Below are 16,175 nucleotides of genomic sequence, written 5' to 3'. Positions count from 1 at the left end.
TGCCTACTCTCTCCCCTCGGCATATACGCGCATCGCTCGTAGGATCGGCGCGCCTTCGCTCGCAAGCACATGCAGGCGGACGGCCTCCGCTTTCACCTGCGGCAGCCGATCGATCTTCTTGTGACCGACCGCGGTGCCGCGGGCGATCTCCGTCCATCGCCCGTCCGCCAGCGCTTCGACCGCATACGCGCGGATGCGCTCCCCGTGCCGGATGTCCTCCATCAGCACGAGATGCGAGAGCGCCGTCTCCCGGTCCAGCCGCAGGGTCAGTTCGTATCCCTCGCCCGCCGTCTGCCCTGCCGGATGCGCGAACCGCCGCCGCACTTCGTCGCCGAGCTCGCGCACGCGGCGGACGTCCGCCTCCGGCAGAAGTCCCCGATCGTCGGGCGATACGTTGAGCAGCAGATTGCAGCCATGCCCGACCGAACGATAGTAGATGTCCATCAGCTCGTCGAGCGCGAGCAGCTTGTCTTCGGCATCCGGATGCCAGAACCACTGTCTCCTGCGGATCGGCACGTCGCATTCGGCCGGAATCCACCGCGGCGTATCCTCCAGCCAGTCGGCCCCCGCGTCCGTGAACATGCTCAGCCGCGCCGCCTCGGCCGTATTCCAGCATGGATACGGCGCAACGCCGTCTTCGTTGCCCACCCAGCGGATGGTCGGGGCGCCCATGTTGAACACCATCGCCTCCGGCTGATATTCGCGGACCAGCTTCATGATGCGCGCCCAATCGTACGCGCGACCCTCGGAGCCGGCGCCGTCGAACCATACCTCGACCAGCGGCCCGTACCCGGTCAGCAGCTCCGTCAACTGAGCGGCATAGAAGTCGTCGTAGGCCGCCGGGTCCGCGTAACACGGCTCGTGCCGGTCCCACGGGGACAGATACAAGCCGAAGCCGACGCCTTCCTCCCGGCAAGCCTCCGCGCATTCCCGCACGACGTCGCCCCGGCCGTCCCGCCACGAGCTCGAAACGACGGAGTAATCCGTCGTCGCCGTCGGCCACAGGCAGAAGCCGTCGTGATGCTTGGCCGTCAGGACGAAGTACTTCATGCCGGCCTGCTTCGCCGTTCGCACCCACTGACGCGCGTCGAGCGCCGTCGGCAGGAACTTTTCCGCCGGATCGGCGCCCTCCCCCCACTCTTGATCGCAGAACGTGTTCATGCCGAAGTGGCAGAACATGCCCATCTCCATGTCCTGCCAGGCCAGCTGCGCTTCGCTTGGCAGCGGGCCTTCGTATTTTTCGGCCGCGTTCGGCTCTATTGCGTTCATCCGATCGTCCCCCTCATCCTTGCAATCCTTTAACGAACGCGGCCAGCTCGACCACGATTCCTTCCGTTCGCGACTTCTCCGCCGCGAAGGCCATCAAGTGGCTCTGAACGGACTGCTCCGCCGAGGTGCGGCCGCCGCCCGATCCTCCGCCTTCGCCGACCAGCCTGACAAAGTCCTGCATCAATCGCTCGTCCCCGCCGCCGTGGCCGACGTGACCGCCCGAGCCCCCCCAGGCGATCCGCTCCGTTTTCCCCGTGCCGAAGTGCAGCACTTCGATCGCGTCTTCCTCCATCGTGCCCCGGATCTCGCCCTTCGTCCCCATCAGCTTGATGCTGCGCCCGATGTCCCGCGTGAAGGCGCTCATCGTGAAGGCGGCAGTCGCGCCGCCCGAGAACTCCAGATTAACGACCTGACGGTCGACGACATCGTTGTCGCAGCGATAGACGCAGCGGCCGTACGGGCCCTCGAGCAGCGCGCGATATCGCGCTTCGTAGCTCGGATCGTCGCTGATGGCGGAGGTCGGCCAATCGGTGTTGTCCGTCAGATACTGCCTGGGCGCGTAGTAGAGGCATTCGTCCGCGGCCGGACAGCCGTCCAGGCAGCGCTGCGGCGCGCCTGCCGGGGCATGCTCCGGCCGAAAGTGGCCGAGCGAGCCGAAGGAGGAGACGTGCACGCAGTCCGTCCCGGCCAGCCAGAGCAGGATGTCGAGATCGTGGCAAGCCTTGGCCAGAATCATCGGACTCGCATCCGCCGTCCGGCTCCAGTTGCCTCGCACGAAGCTGTGCGCCTGATGCCAGTAGCCTACATTTTCGTTGTGCACGATGTTCGTCAGCCTGCCGATCCGTCCCTCGTCCAGCAATGCTTTGATCGTGGAGAAAAAGTCGGTGTACCGCAGCACATGGCAAATCGAGAAGATCCGTCCGGCGCTCGCTGCAGCCTCTCCAAGCCTCAGGCACTCCCCGGCATCGGGCGACATCGGCTTCTCCAGCAGGACATGGTATCCCGCAGCCAGCGCCTTCATCGCCTGCTCGTAATGCTGCTTGTCCTGCGTGCAGATCAGCACGGCGTCCGCGAGCTTCGGACGCGCGAGCAGCTCGTCCGCGCTGTCGAAGCGCAGCTCCGGCGCGATGCCGTGCGCCTGCGCGATCTGATGCTTCCGCGCGGCGTTCGGCTCCGCGACCGCGACGACTTGCATCTCCGCCGGATGATCGATCGCATACGACGCATAATAAATCCCTCGCAGCCCCGCTCCGATCAGGGCGACCGTTACCTTGCCGTTCATCCTGCGGGCTCACTCCCTGCTTTTTTATACTTGTCCGTCCCCATCGCGCCGATCTGCGGCGTCCGGCCCGTCGGTTCGTGTCTCGGCTGCGCCTTCAGCACGGCGCCGTCGGCGAGCCGAATCCATGTGTCGAAGCTCCGCTCGCCCTCGCGGAGCTCGATGACCCGCGCGCCCGGGAGGAAGGGCTTACCGAGATAGGCGTTGCGGGTCGTTCGTCCGTAGCAGAGCCGGATGCCGTGCCACTCGCCCCAATAATCGTGACCATGGTCGTGACCGACGAACGTTCCCATGACGTCGCCCTGCTCGATCATCGCCGCGAAAATGCCCGAGTTGATCCACGGCGCGCAGCAGAAGTCGGCATTGCGCTCCCCGTAGCAGACGCCGAAATCCCATACGTCGTTGTATTCGGGCAGCGGGATATGAAAGAACGCGAGCGCAGGCAGCGGTACGCCGCCGTTGTCGCAGGCGAGCCGATGGGACTCTCTGGCATACCAATCGATCTGGTCGCGGCGAATCCAGTCGTAGAAGCCCATCCGGCTGTATTCAAGCGGCGAGTAGCTGCCGGAATCCAGGAAGTACAAGGCGGCTGCCGCGCTTTGCTCCCGCCCCTCTATCGTCAGGACGTAGTTGCCGGCGCCATGCACGCCCGGCGCGTCCGGCTTGGCCGCATTGCGCGGATACGTCAGCTGGATGGCATGCAGCTGTTCCCGCGTGACCGTCCCCTCCGAGTCGTGATTGCCGAAGACGGCCGCCCAGGCCGTCTTCGTCCGTTCCGGCACCTCGCAGGCGCGGCGGAACGCAGCCGCCGGATCGGCATGGCCGGCCGAAGCGATCACGTCGCCCGTATAGACGACCAGATCCGGCTTCTCCGCTTCGATGATCTCAAGCATCATCCCGGTCATCCGCACTTCTTCCTCGTCCGGATCTGCGAACTCGGGATCGGTGAATTGCACGATTCGGAACGTCCCGTCCGCTTTGAACCGCATCGATTTCATATGAGTAAAAGCCACCTCCGCAATCGCTTAACGCGCTTCCGACGGCCGTTCCCGGTCCGCCGGCCTTGGTTACGCCACTAGCATATGAGCCCCTTTCCGCCGCGTCAATACGCGGTTCCGCCGATCGCGCAACAAGTCACGAGCGTGCCAAGATCAAGTCACCATCCTAGTAGTGACGCCGATCGGCCCCTTGCTATAATCGAGTCACCGCAACGGAAGCACAGAAAGGATGAGCCATTTGGCAGCGCTACCAACGATAGATTCGGCCCCGACCCAAGCGGATCTCCGCCGAGCCGTGCCCGTGTCCCGGGCACGAACGCTATGGAGGCAGATCAAGAAGTACAAAGCTCTGCTGCTCATGACGCTGCCCGGCGTCGTCTACTTGATCGTCAACAACTATATTCCGATGTACGGCGTCATTCTTGCCTTCAAAAACTTGAACTACGTACAGGGCATCTGGGGCAGCCCCTTCGTCGGCTTCGACAACTTCAAGTTTCTGTTCCATTCCCCGGACGCCTTCCTGATCACGCGCAATACAATCGCTTACAACGTCGCATTCATCGTCTTTAATCTGATCCTGGCGCTCCTGACCGCGCTGCTCATCAACGAGATCAAGGACAAGTTCGTCGCCCGCTTCTACCAGAGCACCTTCCTGCTCCCCCACATCATCTCGATGGTCGTGGTCGCGTACCTGGTATACAGCTTCCTCAACACGGACAGCGGCCTCGTGAACCGGCAGATCGTGAAGTGGTTCGGCACGGACGCGATCTCCTGGTATACCGAGTCCCGCTACTGGCCTTACGTTCTCGTAATCGTCAACGCCTGGAAAAACGTAGGCTACTTGTCCATCATCTACTTTGCCGCCATCATCGGCATCGACAAGGAGTATTACGAAGCGGCGACGATCGACGGAGCCAGCAAGTGGAGGCAGATGACCCGGATCACGCTGCCGCTCATCTCGCCGGTCATCGTCGTCATGACGCTGCTCTCCATCAGCTCCATCATGCGCTCGGACTTCGGCCTGTTCTATCAGGTGCCGATGAACTCGGGACCGCTGCTGCCGACGACCAACACGATCGACACCTTCGTCTACCGGGCGATGGTCGGGTTCGGAGATATCGGCATGTCCGCCGCGGCCGGCTTGTACCAGTCCGTCGTCTGCTTCTTCCTGATCCTCGGCGCCAACCTGCTCGTCCGCCGGGTCAGCAAGCAAGACGCCCTATTTTAACGAGAGGAGGCACGATGCCGCATGCCGATTACCAGCCGCTTGCGCAATCCGTTAATACATTTGTTCTTCGTGTTGTTCGCCGTCGCGTCGCTCTTGCCGTTCGTACTCGTCTTCCTTGTATCGATCACCGACGAGCAGTCGATCGCCAAGCACGGCTACTCCTTGTTCCCGAGCAAGATCAACTTTGCCGCCTATAACTTCCTGTTCAACGACTTCTCGCAAATTGCCCGGTCCTACGGCGTCACCATTGTCTGCACGTTTATCGGCACGATTCTGAGTGTGCTGATCACGGCCCTGTTCGCCTACCCGCTGTCGCGTCCGGGGCTGCCGCTGAAGCGGACGTTGAGCTTCTTCCTGTTCTTCACGATGCTGTTCAGCGGCGGCATGGCGCCTTGGTATATCACCTACGTCACGATGTTCGGCATGAAAAACACGCTGATGTCCATGATCGTCCCGAACCTGCTGCTGAGCGCGTTCAACGTCTTGCTGATGCGCAGCTTTTTCGCCAACACGATACCGGAATCGATCGTCGAATCGGGCACGATCGACGGGGCGAGCGAATGGAAGATCTTCCTGAAGCTGATCGTGCCGCTGTCGGCGCCGATCGTCGCGACGATCGCCCTCTTCAATCTGCTGTCCTACTGGAACGATTGGTACAACTGCATGCTGTTCATCGACAAGGCCGGACTCATGAACATCCAGTATCTGATGACGAAGATGCTGCTGAACGTCCAGTTCCTGATCGAAAAGTCGAGCTCCTCGAGCAATGCGGGAGAACTGCTGTCCAAGATGCCGACCGAGACCATTCGCATGGCGCTCGCCATCATCGGCATCGCGCCTCTCCTGGTCGCATATCCGTTCTTCCAGCGGTACTACATCAGCGGTATTACCAGCGGCGCGGTCAAAGGGTAATTCCCAGCGACCTGCCGTTGTCAAAGAATTATAGATGCTTAATACTAGAAGGTAGAGAAGGGAATGGGACACAGATGAAAAAATCGCAAGCAGTCATCACCCTCCTGGCGGGAGGAGCGCTGCTCCTGTCCGCGTGCGGCAACAATTCCGGCAACGGCAACGGCGCAGCGAATTCGCCATCGGCTTCGGCCGGTTCCAGCGCAGGTTCCTCCGCATCCGCTTCCGCTAGCGGAAGCGCTGCGGCTGCGAATCTGAAACCGTACAAGCTGACGCTGGTCTATCCCGGTTCGGCCCCTGCCGACCTGCAGCTCGTTCAAGACGAGATGAGCAAGTACTTGACGGAGAAGATCAACGCCACGATCGAGCTGAAGCCGATCGACTGGGGTTCCTGGCTCGACAAGACGAATCTGATGAAAATCTCCGGCGAGCAGTTCGACCTGATCTTCACGGCGAACTGGTACAACTACGCCATCGACGTATCGAAAGGTCAATTCCTCGAGCTGTCCGAACTGATGGAGAAAAACGGCAAGGACATCCCGGGCGTGCTCGGCGACGACTTCCTGAAGGGCGCCAAGATCAACGGCAAGCTGTTCGCGCTCCCGACCAAAAAGGAATTCGCCCAAGGCTTCGGCTTCCTGCTGAACAAGTCGCTCGTCGACAAGTACCGGTTCAATGTCGAAGGCGTCAAGACGCTCGAAGACATGGAGGCAATGTTCAAGACGATCAAGGAGAAGGAGCCGGGCATCATCCCGATCGCCGGCAACAAGTTCTCGCAGACCTGGGGCGCCGCCAACTACGACGGCGATCTGCCGCGCGACAGCAAGGAACTGAAGGTCGTCGACAGGCTCACCGATCCTAAGTACATCGACTTCTTCAAGCGGATGCGGCAGTGGAACCAGAACGGGTGGTTCGACAAGGACGTCGTCACCTCCAACGACAGCGACCAGGCCCAGAACCTGATTAAGGCCGGCAAGGCGTTCGCCATCGGCCAGTCGCTCAAGCCGGGCAAGGACAAAGAGATGTCCGTTCAGCTCGGCATCCCGCTCGTTCAAGTCGAGACGGCCGTGCCGTATACGACGACCGGGGAAGCGCAAGGCGCCATGCTCGCCATCTCCCGTACCTCCGGCGATGCGGACCGGGCGATGATGTTCCTGAACCTGCTGTATACCGATCCGAAGCTGCTCAATATGCTGGATTGGGGCATCGAAGGCAAGCATTACGTCAAAAAATCGGATAACGTCATCGATTATCCGGAAGGCGTGAACGGTCAGAACACGGGTTACCCGACGCCGGGCGGCTGGATGTTCGGCAACCAGTTCAACTCGTACCTGTGGGCCAACGAGGATCCGGACAAGTGGGCGCAATTCGAAAAGTTCAACGCGAGCTCCGAAAAATCGCTCGCCCTCGGCTTCACCTTCGACCCGACGCCGGTCAAGTCGGAGAAGGCGGCGCTTGAAAACGTCGACAAAGAATTCATCAACGTGCTGAATTCCGGTGCGGTCGATGTCGACGCCGCGGTTGCCAAGTACAAGGCGAAGCGGGATGCGGCAGGGTTCCAGAAGGTGCTCGCGGAAGAGCAGCGCCAGATGGACGAGTGGGCGAAGTCGCAAGGCAAATAAGACGGCAGGAGCTGGGGCGCGCCCCAGCTCCATTTCCCTTTCTCTTTCCTGTCCCCCCGTGGGGAGTTATGCCATAATGACTAGAAAACGCCCGGGGGTTGAAGATGAATCCGAAACGATCGCTTCGCTCGATGTTGACCGTCGGCTTCGCCGCGATCGCACTGCCTCTCGTCTGTCTGCTGCTCTACAGCAACCATACGGCCTCCGACGCGCTGCGCGGGCAGGCGGCCGAGGCCAACAAGAACATGATCACCCTGTACGCCAATCAGATCCAGGCCGTTCTGGGCAACGAATCGAAATATTTGTACGATCTGGCTTCCTATAACTCCGACATCTTGTCGCTGGACGGGTTGATCGACGACTCCACCGAATACACGCTTGCCAAGGTGCGGATTCGCAACAGCCTGCAGCAATATATCCGCTTCAACAGCGGCGTGGACATCCAATTCGCCTACCACGCCGCTTACCGGGACCTTATTGCAACGAACTACAACACCGGCTCTTATGAAGAGACGGCTGCGATAGCGTCGTGCCTGAACCGAATGCTCGCTTCCGTTAAGCCCGGCGATCCGAGCTTCTCCGGATGGAAGGAGCTGCGCTGCGGCGACGTCGACAGCCTGGTCCGCCTCGTGGATACCGGATACGGCGTATATTTGGGCGGCTGGGCGCGTCTCGATCATCTGATGGTGCCGCTCGAGCTGATCCAGCTCGGCGGGGGCGGCTTCGCCGCTTTCGCAGACCGGCAGGGCCGGCTCATCTCCGGCACGTTCGACGCCGAACGTCTCGAAGATGTTCCCGTCGTCGACTCCCGGCAGGACTACCAGCGGATTCGTGGGACGCATGAGACCTATATTGCGGTCAGTAACCCGGTCGCTACGACCGACGTCGGGCTGGCCGCGTTCATTCCCGAAGAGCGGATGCTGCAGAACCTGTCCTGGTTCCGCAAGTTCATCGCCTGGTTGCCCTTCTTTGCAGTCGCCCTGCTCCTGCTCTATCTGCTCTACTTGAACAACATCATCATCAAGCCGATGAACGGCTTGCTCAAGGGCATGCGTACGCTGACGCGGGGAGATTGGAAGATTCGGCTGGGCAATACCGGCTCAAGGGAGTTCAACGCCTTGAACGACGCGTTCAACGGCATGGCCAACGAGATCCAGGATCTGAAGATTCACGTCTACGAGGAACAGATCCGGACGCACAAGGCCGAGCTGAAGCATCTGCAGCTCCAGATCAACCCCCACTTTCTGCTCAACAGCATCAACGTCGTCTACAACCTGGCGCAGTTAAAAAACTACGAGATCATCCAATCGATGTGTCTCAATCTGGTCAAGTACTTCCGGTTCACGACGCAGACGAACCAGCCGTTCGTGACGCTGTCCGAGGAGCTCGATCATATGGACAGCTACTTGCGCATTCAGCAGCTCCGCTTCCCCGGCAGGATTACGTTCCGGATCGGCTTGGAGGAAGAAGCGCGCGAGGTCCGGCTTCCGCCGCTGATCGTGCAGCCCTTTATCGAAAACGCGATCAAATACGGCTTCGACTTCATGGAGGAGCCCTTTCATATCGAGATTCAGGCGATGCTCGCCGAAGGCGGCCGGCGCTGCCTCATCCGGATCGCCGACAACGGCTGCGGATTCCCGGAGGATGTGCTGAACGCCATGCAGAACGGGGACTACTTCCGCAGGTCCGACGGCAATCATCTCGGCATCTGGAACTGCTACCATCGCCTGCAGCTGCTGTACGGGCCGGAGGCGAAGCTGTCGTGCGGCAACGCCGCGGAAGGCGGGGCGCTGATCGAGCTGACGGTCCCCGCCCAGCTGTCCGATTCCTCCGCCAGCCTTTTGCACGCCTAAGAAGCGACCGATCAATGGGGGGATTTGACCGTGAACGTATTGATTGTCGACGATGAGATGTATGCCGTACTGGGAATGAAGGACGCGATCGACTGGGAATCGCTCGGCGTCACGGCCGTTTACGAAGCCTATAATATGAAGCAAGCCATAAGCCGCTTCGAAGCGCAGACGATCGATATCATGATCTGCGATATCGAGATGCCGAAGGGAACCGGGCTCGACCTGCTGGAATGGGTGAACGAGCATTCGCCGGATACGGAGACGATCTTCCTGACGGCCCACGGGGACTTCCGCTTCATGCAGCGGGCCATTCAATTGAGCAGCTTCGACTATATGATGAAGCCGGTCGAATTCCCCGCTCTGGAGGCGACGGTCCGGCGCGCGATGGAGACGGTGGAAAGCCGGCGGAACGAGCGGATTCGCAACGAGAGCTACAAGCCGTACTACGAGCTGTGGAACCGCAAAAAAATGCTGCTGAGCGAGCGCTTCTGGTACGACCTGCTGGCGCAGCGCGTCGTTATTGACGCGTCGTCCGCGGCGGCGACGGCGGCCGAATACGGCGTTCAGCTGCGCGAGGGCGACCGGCTGCTGCCGATTCTGGTCAGTGTGGAAAATTGGATGCGGGAGCTCACCACGCGGGACGAGGAAGTCATGGAGTACGCCGTCCGCCAATCGGCCTTGGAAATGCTCATTGCCGACGCCCGGGGCGAGGTCGTCCAGACAAAGCAGGGCGTGACGATCGCCCTCCTCTATCTCTCGCCCGATGAAGAAGCCCAGCTGTCTTCGAGCCGGATCGGCGGCGCCTGCCAGGAATATATCGCTGCCTGCCGGCAGTACTTGAACTGCCAGCTATCGTGTTATATCGGAGAGCCGACGGCGCTGCACGAGCTCGCCGCCATGTACAAGGCGCTCCTCGCCATGGAGTTCAACAACCTGAGCGAAGCCAACCAGCTCAACCGGCTGTCCGAGCAGCCGCATGAACCGGCGCCCGGCTTGCGGCCGCCGCTGCCCGACTTCGCCGTATGGTCGCAGCTGCTCGAGCTCGGCAAGGCCGACGAGCTGATCCGGGAGCTGCGCGGCAGCCTGCGGGAGCTGGGGGCGGATCGGCGGTTCGGGGCGGACGCCCTCCAGTCGTTCTACCAGGGGTTCCAGCAGATGATTCATTACCATCTGCAGAAGAAGGGGCTGTCGGCCAGCCAGCTGCTGCTGGATGGCGACGGCCTCGTTCAAGGCGCCGCGCCTCCGCGGACGCTGGAGCAGATGGAAAAGTACGGCTCGGAGTGGATTGGCGCCATTCACCGCAGTTTGTTCCAGAACGAGTCGGTCGTCCAGCGTCTTCGCGCCTACATCGCCGATCATCTGGGCGAGAACGTCACCCGCGAGATGCTGGCCGAATACGTCCACTTGAACCCGGCGTACTTGTCCCGGCTTTTCAAGAAGGAGACGGGCCTCAGCATCACCGACTATCTGCTCGGCGAACGCATGCGGATGGCGAGGGAGCTCATCTCCCGCTCCGCGCTCCCGATCTCCGAGATCGCTCGGACGCTCGGGTACAACAATTTCTCGTATTTCTCCCGGATGTTCCGGAAGGTGTACCACGCCAACCCGCAGCAATTTCGCAAGCAAGCGGGGTTCATGGATAACGGGACGTGAGCGCTGCGAAAGGTTGGCAGATAGGCAGAAAAGAACCGTGGAGGGCGCTCCGCGGTTCTTTTTGTTTTCTTTATATAGAAGGCGATTACTCCGTCGGGTGCGCGTTTGGCCTCATCGCCTTCTCTACGAGAGGCGATTGCCACGCTGAGCACGCGTTTGGCTCCATCGCCTTCTCAACGAGAGGCGATTGCCACGCCGGGCACGCGTTTGCGCCCATCGCCTTCTCTACGAGAGGCGATTGCCACGCTGAGCACGCGTTTGCGCCCATCGCTTTCTCTATGAGATGCGATTGTCACGCTCGGCACGCGTTTGGCTTCATCGCCTTCTCTACGAGAGGCGATTGCCACGCTGAGCACGCATTTGGGCTCATCGCCTTCTATACGAGAGGCGATTGCCACGCTGGGCGTGCGTTTGGCTTCATCGCCTTCTCTACGAGAGGCGATTGCCCCACTGGGCACGCGTTTGGGCTCATCGCCTTCTCTATGAGAGGCGATCGCTCCGCTGGCACGCGCCTGCGCCTCATCGCCTTCTCTACGAGAGGCGATTGCTCCGCTGGGCACGCGTTTGGGCTCATCGCCTTCTATATGAGAGGCGATTGCCACGCTGGGCGTGCGTTTGGCTTCATCGCCTTCTCTACGAGAGGCGATTGCCACGCTGGGCACGCGTTTGGCCTCATCGCCTTCTATACGAGAGGCGATGGCCACGCTGGGCACGCGTTTGGCCTCATCGCCTTCTATACGAGAGGCGATTGTCACGCTGGGCACGCGTTTGGCTTCATCGCCTTCTCTACGAGAGGCGATCGCCCCGACGGACTCGCAAGCTGGCGCGAGTATGTATCCGCATCCCCGTCGCCTACGCGCGTCCGGATACGCTCGACTTGATCCGCTCGTTGACCCGCTCCCGCAGCGACAGCAGCCAGTCCGCGTCTCTCGGATAGTCCTCGAACGTGATCGCCTGCGTCAAGCCTTCCTCGACGAGCCGCAGCGTCTCTTCCTTGCCGATCTTCGACTCCAGCAGCCGCAGCGCCCTGAGATCCTGCAGGGCATCGTGCAGCACGACAAGCCGGAGCGATTCGAGCGGTCCGTCCTCGCCGGGATAGACGACGAACGCGTCGCCGGACGGGAAGGCACACCCCGCGTCCGTCACCTTGTACGGGTCGATCGAGTACTTGGAAAATTGCGAGTTCCAGAAGTTATAGCCCCAATGCAGGAAGCCGGCCGCATTGAATTTATAGAGCTGGATGCCGAGTATGCGGTTGCGGTAGGACGGCATGTGGAAAAACCGGTTTGCCACCTTCTTGTTCTGGGAAACGCAGTAATACGTCCACAGCGGCTCGACGCCCCGCTCGATGAACGGCTTCACGTGATCGCTCGCCGGAATCGGGATGTCGACCGCCCCAGTCGCGTAAAAGTCATAGTCAGACAGCGCGTCGATGACCGGAAAGCCCGCCAGATGGCCGCGAATAATCTCGCTCGCCGCCCGGTAGTCTTCCAGCGCCGCCATGGCCGGCTCGTCGGAGACGTGGAAGTAGCTGCGCTCCTTGAGACCGTGCTGCTCGATAAAGGCGACCAGTTCCGGGAGGAACGCGTCCAGGAAGCCGCGGTACGCCGCCCCGCCCGCATCCGTTTCCCAGCCGAACAGGCGCTTGTACGCGCCATTTTCCATACCCATGATCTTGGGCGCGTGCTTCGCCCCCCACTGCGTGAACAGATGGGAAAATTCGAAGTACTCCACGCCGCTCGATAGACAGAGCTCTACCCAGCGCCGCAGCTTGTCGAAGCTGAACCGGTAGCCGTCCCCGGTCCGCTCGACGTCGACCAGCTGCACCGTCGTTCGCTCGCCGCCGATCTCGGTATCGAGCGGAGGCGTGAACAACGGCGTCAACAGCATGTTGATGCCGTTCCGGACGGCGTTCCGGATATACTTGCCGAGCAGCTCCCACAGCCTCTCGCTCCAGACGTCCTCCCGGTAATAGGCAGCGATGCAATCGACGTGGAACCATTCGGTATGGACGAGTCGTTGAGGGGGAAGCGACGCCGCGACGACCTCCAGCTCGAACGTCTCGGCTCCCGCGACCTCGCCATTTTCTTGCATGAAGCGAATCTCGATCGGATACGTGCCCGGATCGACCGACTCATCGATATCGACCGTCACCCAGAGCGAGCGCCATTGACCGGGCAGCGCAGAGAAGCCGATCCCGGCGCGAGGAGGGTATAGCGGGTCGGGATACAGCCCCGGCGTCGTCCGCAGCACATCATCATCATGATCCGCATGGCACGGCAGCTCCGAGGGGACGAGCCCGACGGCCCGGACGGAGATGTGCGGCGCCAGATCGGAGACGATGCCGGCCGACAACGACTTGAGCAGCGTCTCCGAACGGTAAGCCACCTGGTAGGAGAAACGCTCATTGCGGAGGGCGGATGCCCGGCCTACGCGGGCGTCGCGGAGCTCCTCGTCCGCGAACACCTTCGATAGCGAGCTCAAGCATCGGGTTTGAAGGGAATTATGACTCATAGGGCGTTAAGCCGCCTTTCGTTTCAGTTTAGAGCCGTGCATTCACCAGTATACAGCCGTACGTTCAACAGTTTAAAGCAATACGTTCTTCAGTTTAATTCCGTGCGTTCACCGGCATCTCGAAGCCGGCCCGCTCCAGCAGTTGCCGCCATGTCCGTACGCCTGCCTCGCGATTGCCGTAGAATACAGGGTTCGTAAATGCTCGCAGCGCGCCCGCCGGATCGCGAATCTCGAGGCGTGCCCACCGGTAGGCTTCGCCTCTCCAGTCGAGCTCGATCTCGAACGTCTGATCCGGCGCTTCGATCGGAAGCGACGCCTGAAGGCCGCCGTTCTCGATGATGTTCACGCTCCCAGCGTCCAGGCCGCTCACGGCCAGCCGGACGCGAACCTTCCCGTCGTCCGACTCATCCACCGCCTCAGTCGTATCGCCGCCCAGCCGCAGCGGGCGCCTTCCCGCGGCGACTTCAATTTCGAGCACGGGGCCGAGCGATACGTATGCCCGCCCGGCTCGGGCCGCGTTCACGATCGCCGATGCCGACAGCGCCTCCGCTTCGACGTAGGTGGCCGGCAGGCCGATCCTCTCCCCATGCGGAGCATCCGCATCGCCTTCCTTCGGCGCGCCGTGCACGTCCGATCCGCCCAATCCTGTGAGCCTGACGCCTTCGTTCCAGGCCGCGCTCCAGACGACGAGCATCTTCTCGGTGTTGGCGCCGTCCGTCGGCGTGTTGACGATCTCGAGCGCATCCAGCTCGGAGAGCGGCGTATCCGCGAACATCCAGGCCCATGGGACGGTCAGCGGATGATTAAGCGAACGCAGCGCCCCCCGGCTCCCGGCTTCCGCCATGAGTCTGTCCATGCCTTCCTGCGTGCCGATCCCGCCGTCCCGCGACGCATGCCGCCAATCCGGCCAGCGGTCCAGGCCGATCGCGTTCCAATCGCCCTTGCCGAACGAGGTGATCTCGATGCCCGGGATGACGCGCACGCCGCTCTTCGGCCAGCGGTGAGGCATGATGTTATGATCGGTAATCGCGAAGAAATCGAGGCCGCGGACCGCGGCCTGACCGGTCAGCTGTCCAGCCGTCATCTCGCCGTCCGACAACGCCGTGTGCGTGTGAAAGTCTCCCCTGTACCAGCGGCGCCCTCCTTCACGGCTGTCGGTCCAATCATACCGGTTCAGCACGTAGGCGCCGTCATCGCTGCCGCCAGCCGAATGTTCGGCATGTCCGTCGGACCAGACGTCCCATTCTCCTTCAGGCGGACCTTCCGCCGCCGCAGGCAACGCTCCGCTGCCCGTCCGCCATGTCAGGGCTAGCGTCTTGGGCTTGCCCCGAACAAACTCGATATGCCACTCTCCGGACGGGATGTCGCCGGGGATGGCCAGTTCGCTCGTGCGCAGAGGGTCCCGGTGAACGGTCACCTCTCCGACACGGTTGACGTCCAGATAAGAGAACCGGATTCGGCCCTCCGGATCCCAGACGTTCATAAAAATCCAGCTTTCGTGGCGATCGAACTCAAATGAGAACTGGAGCCACTCCGCGCGCGCTTCGACTCGGAACGAGGTCCGTTCCGGAGCCGGGTCACAAACGATCCGATTCGATTCCATCTGCCGCTCTCCTTCGTTCCATGAATGGTTTTCCGTACGCCACGCCGACTGCAATGAACAGCATCGCGCACAGGATATAAGTTGCCTGCAGCCCATACTGCGCGCCGAACGCACCGAAGACGACGACAGGACCGATCGCCGCCCCCAGGTCGGTCGACACCGAGTAGGCCGTCATCACCTTGGCGGCGGACCCGTTACGGACGGCATCCGCCGCCATGGCGTCCATGATTGTGCCGAGCGTCGTGGCGGTCGCCATCGCGAGGAGGACGGCCGCCACCCAACAGACGAGCGGCAGCTCCCACGGGATGAATGCAAACGCGGCTGCCGCACCGACGAGCGACAGCAGGAGCCAAGGCAGCCTGCCGCCCGGGCCGTCCGTTCGGCGTCCGATCCAGCCGGCCAAGAACGGCTCCCATGCGCACCTGAGAGCAGTGAGCGCTCCGCCGATCGCCGTGCTCCCGGCCGCCAGCCCGGCGAACGAAGCGGCCGTCACGTAGTTCTTATCGATGACATACGTCAGCGTCGCTCCGAAGACAGCCTGCACCAGCGCGACGACGAGTCCGCAGAGCACGATCTTCGTCACCGGGATCGTCCACAGCGGCCCCTCCGGACGGCTCTTCGAATCGTAGCGGCCGGTCCGCGAATCCGCGGCAGCCTTCGTCCGAACCGCGGCGGCCACGAGCGGGAGGCCGACCAGCGCCAGCGCGCCGAACGCGATCCCGACAGGCCGCAGGCCGATCTGCGGGACGAGCAGTCCGCCGACCAGGACGCCGGCCAGACTGCCGAGCCGCCAGACGCCGTTATATCTTCCCATCAACCGCCCTCGGTTCGAAACGTCGGAGGTCTCGATGACCGTCAGAAAGCCGCCGATCCGCAGCAGCGACCAGGCGATGCCCCAGACGGCACGAAGCGCGAGCCAAACGGCGAATCCGCGGCCGACGCCGTAGCCGATTGTCGTCGCGGCGCCGAGCAGCACGGCGACGTGCAGTCCCATTTTCAACGACATATGCCTGTACAGCCACCCGATCAAAGGATTGAGCGGCAGCCGGACGAAGCGGTTCACGGCCAGCAGCGCGCCGACTTGCCACAACGAATCGAGTCCCGCCTCTCGCCAATAGACGGGCAGCACCATATAAACCATCGAATCTCCCAATAAGGCGGCCGCGGTCACCAGCCCGACCGCAGAGATCGTCCGCTCCGCCTCGTTCTTGCCCATGAAGTTCACGCGGCGCGGTACCGGTACGGCG

The 16,175-nt window shown here is 61.9% G+C and carries 11 protein-coding genes; 5 read left to right on the top strand and 6 right to left on the bottom strand.

Translation table 11 applies throughout. The annotated features are described in order from the left end of the window. Window positions 1-3 precede the first annotated feature (3 nt). From ACFSR7_RS17430 to ACFSR7_RS17420, 3 genes are read right to left on the bottom strand one after another with little or no spacing between them, the layout of a single operon-like run. On the bottom strand, window positions 4-1,269 hold the full coding sequence (locus ACFSR7_RS17430) for an alpha-L-fucosidase (protein ID WP_378163692.1): 1,266 nt from the start codon (window positions 1,267-1,269) through the stop codon (window positions 4-6). A gap of 13 nt (window positions 1,270-1,282) precedes the next feature. After that, complete coding sequence (locus ACFSR7_RS17425; protein ID WP_378163690.1) at window positions 1,283-2,551, bottom strand: Gfo/Idh/MocA family protein; 1,269 nt, start codon at window positions 2,549-2,551, stop codon at window positions 1,283-1,285. Further along, window positions 2,548-3,546, bottom strand: coding sequence for a metallophosphoesterase family protein (locus ACFSR7_RS17420; RefSeq protein WP_378163688.1), 999 nt, complete (start codon window positions 3,544-3,546; stop codon window positions 2,548-2,550). Before ACFSR7_RS17420 ends, ACFSR7_RS17425 begins: the two co-directional genes overlap by 4 nt. 301 nt (window positions 3,547-3,847) lie before the next feature. Between ACFSR7_RS17420 and ACFSR7_RS17415 the strand changes: the two genes are divergently transcribed. From ACFSR7_RS17415 to ACFSR7_RS17395, 5 genes are all read left to right on the top strand, one after another. Next, window positions 3,848-4,774, top strand: a complete 927-nt coding sequence (locus ACFSR7_RS17415) for an ABC transporter permease (protein ID WP_378163686.1) — start codon at window positions 3,848-3,850, stop codon at window positions 4,772-4,774. Window positions 4,775-4,795: 21 nt separating this feature from the next. Further along, window positions 4,796-5,686, top strand: a complete 891-nt coding sequence (locus ACFSR7_RS17410) for a carbohydrate ABC transporter permease (RefSeq protein WP_378163684.1) — start codon at window positions 4,796-4,798, stop codon at window positions 5,684-5,686. Window positions 5,687-5,760: 74 nt separating this feature from the next. Next, window positions 5,761-7,305, top strand: coding sequence for an ABC transporter substrate-binding protein (locus ACFSR7_RS17405; protein ID WP_378163682.1), 1,545 nt, complete (start codon window positions 5,761-5,763; stop codon window positions 7,303-7,305). A 104-nt stretch (window positions 7,306-7,409) separates the two neighbouring features. Then, window positions 7,410-9,158, top strand: coding sequence for a sensor histidine kinase (locus ACFSR7_RS17400; protein ID WP_378163680.1), 1,749 nt, complete (start codon window positions 7,410-7,412; stop codon window positions 9,156-9,158). 30 nt (window positions 9,159-9,188) lie between these two features. After that, window positions 9,189-10,811 (top strand): response regulator, encoded by a 1,623-nt coding sequence (locus ACFSR7_RS17395; protein ID WP_378163678.1) that lies wholly within the window; start codon window positions 9,189-9,191, stop codon window positions 10,809-10,811. 852 nt (window positions 10,812-11,663) lie between these two features. Here ACFSR7_RS17395 and ACFSR7_RS17390 read toward each other — a convergent pair. The 3 genes from ACFSR7_RS17390 to ACFSR7_RS17380 all read right to left on the bottom strand — a co-directional run bounded on the left by ACFSR7_RS17390 (window position 11,664) and on the right by ACFSR7_RS17380 (window position 16,144). After that, the gene (locus ACFSR7_RS17390) at window positions 11,664-13,325 is read right to left on the bottom strand and encodes a DUF4091 domain-containing protein (RefSeq protein WP_378163676.1); all 1,662 of its coding nucleotides are present in this window, start codon (window positions 13,323-13,325) and stop codon (window positions 11,664-11,666) included. Window positions 13,326-13,419: 94 nt separating this feature from the next. Continuing rightward, on the bottom strand, window positions 13,420-14,928 hold the full coding sequence (locus tag ACFSR7_RS17385) for a CehA/McbA family metallohydrolase (protein WP_378163674.1): 1,509 nt from the start codon (window positions 14,926-14,928) through the stop codon (window positions 13,420-13,422). Beyond that, window positions 14,903-16,144, bottom strand: coding sequence for an MFS transporter (locus ACFSR7_RS17380; protein WP_378163672.1), 1,242 nt, complete (start codon window positions 16,142-16,144; stop codon window positions 14,903-14,905). Before ACFSR7_RS17380 ends, ACFSR7_RS17385 begins: the two co-directional genes overlap by 26 nt. Window positions 16,145-16,175 lie beyond the last annotated feature (31 nt).

The sequence above is a fragment of the Cohnella sp. GCM10020058 genome, assembly GCF_042683485.1.
GTDB lineage: Bacteria > Bacillota > Bacilli > Paenibacillales > Paenibacillaceae > Cohnella.
This window is presented reverse-complemented; position numbering and strand designations above follow the sequence as displayed.

Excerpts from the sequence above, each read along its gene's own strand:
- ACFSR7_RS17430 (WP_378163692.1), bottom strand. The coding sequence starts at position 1,269 with ATGAACGCAATAGAGCCGAACGCGGCCGAAAAATACGAAGGCCCGCTG.
- ACFSR7_RS17425 (WP_378163690.1), bottom strand. The coding sequence starts at position 2,551 with ATGAACGGCAAGGTAACGGTCGCCCTGATCGGAGCGGGGCTGCGAGGG.
- ACFSR7_RS17420 (WP_378163688.1), bottom strand. The coding sequence starts at position 3,546 with ATGAAATCGATGCGGTTCAAAGCGGACGGGACGTTCCGAATCGTGCAA.
- ACFSR7_RS17410 (WP_378163684.1), top strand. The coding sequence starts at position 4,796 with ATGCCGATTACCAGCCGCTTGCGCAATCCGTTAATACATTTGTTCTTC.
- ACFSR7_RS17405 (WP_378163682.1), top strand. The coding sequence starts at position 5,761 with ATGAAAAAATCGCAAGCAGTCATCACCCTCCTGGCGGGAGGAGCGCTG.
- ACFSR7_RS17400 (WP_378163680.1), top strand. The coding sequence starts at position 7,410 with ATGAATCCGAAACGATCGCTTCGCTCGATGTTGACCGTCGGCTTCGCC.
- ACFSR7_RS17390 (WP_378163676.1), bottom strand. The coding sequence starts at position 13,325 with ATGAGTCATAATTCCCTTCAAACCCGATGCTTGAGCTCGCTATCGAAG.
- ACFSR7_RS17385 (WP_378163674.1), bottom strand. The coding sequence starts at position 14,928 with ATGGAATCGAATCGGATCGTTTGTGACCCGGCTCCGGAACGGACCTCG.
- ACFSR7_RS17380 (WP_378163672.1), bottom strand. The coding sequence starts at position 16,144 with ATGGGCAAGAACGAGGCGGAGCGGACGATCTCTGCGGTCGGGCTGGTG.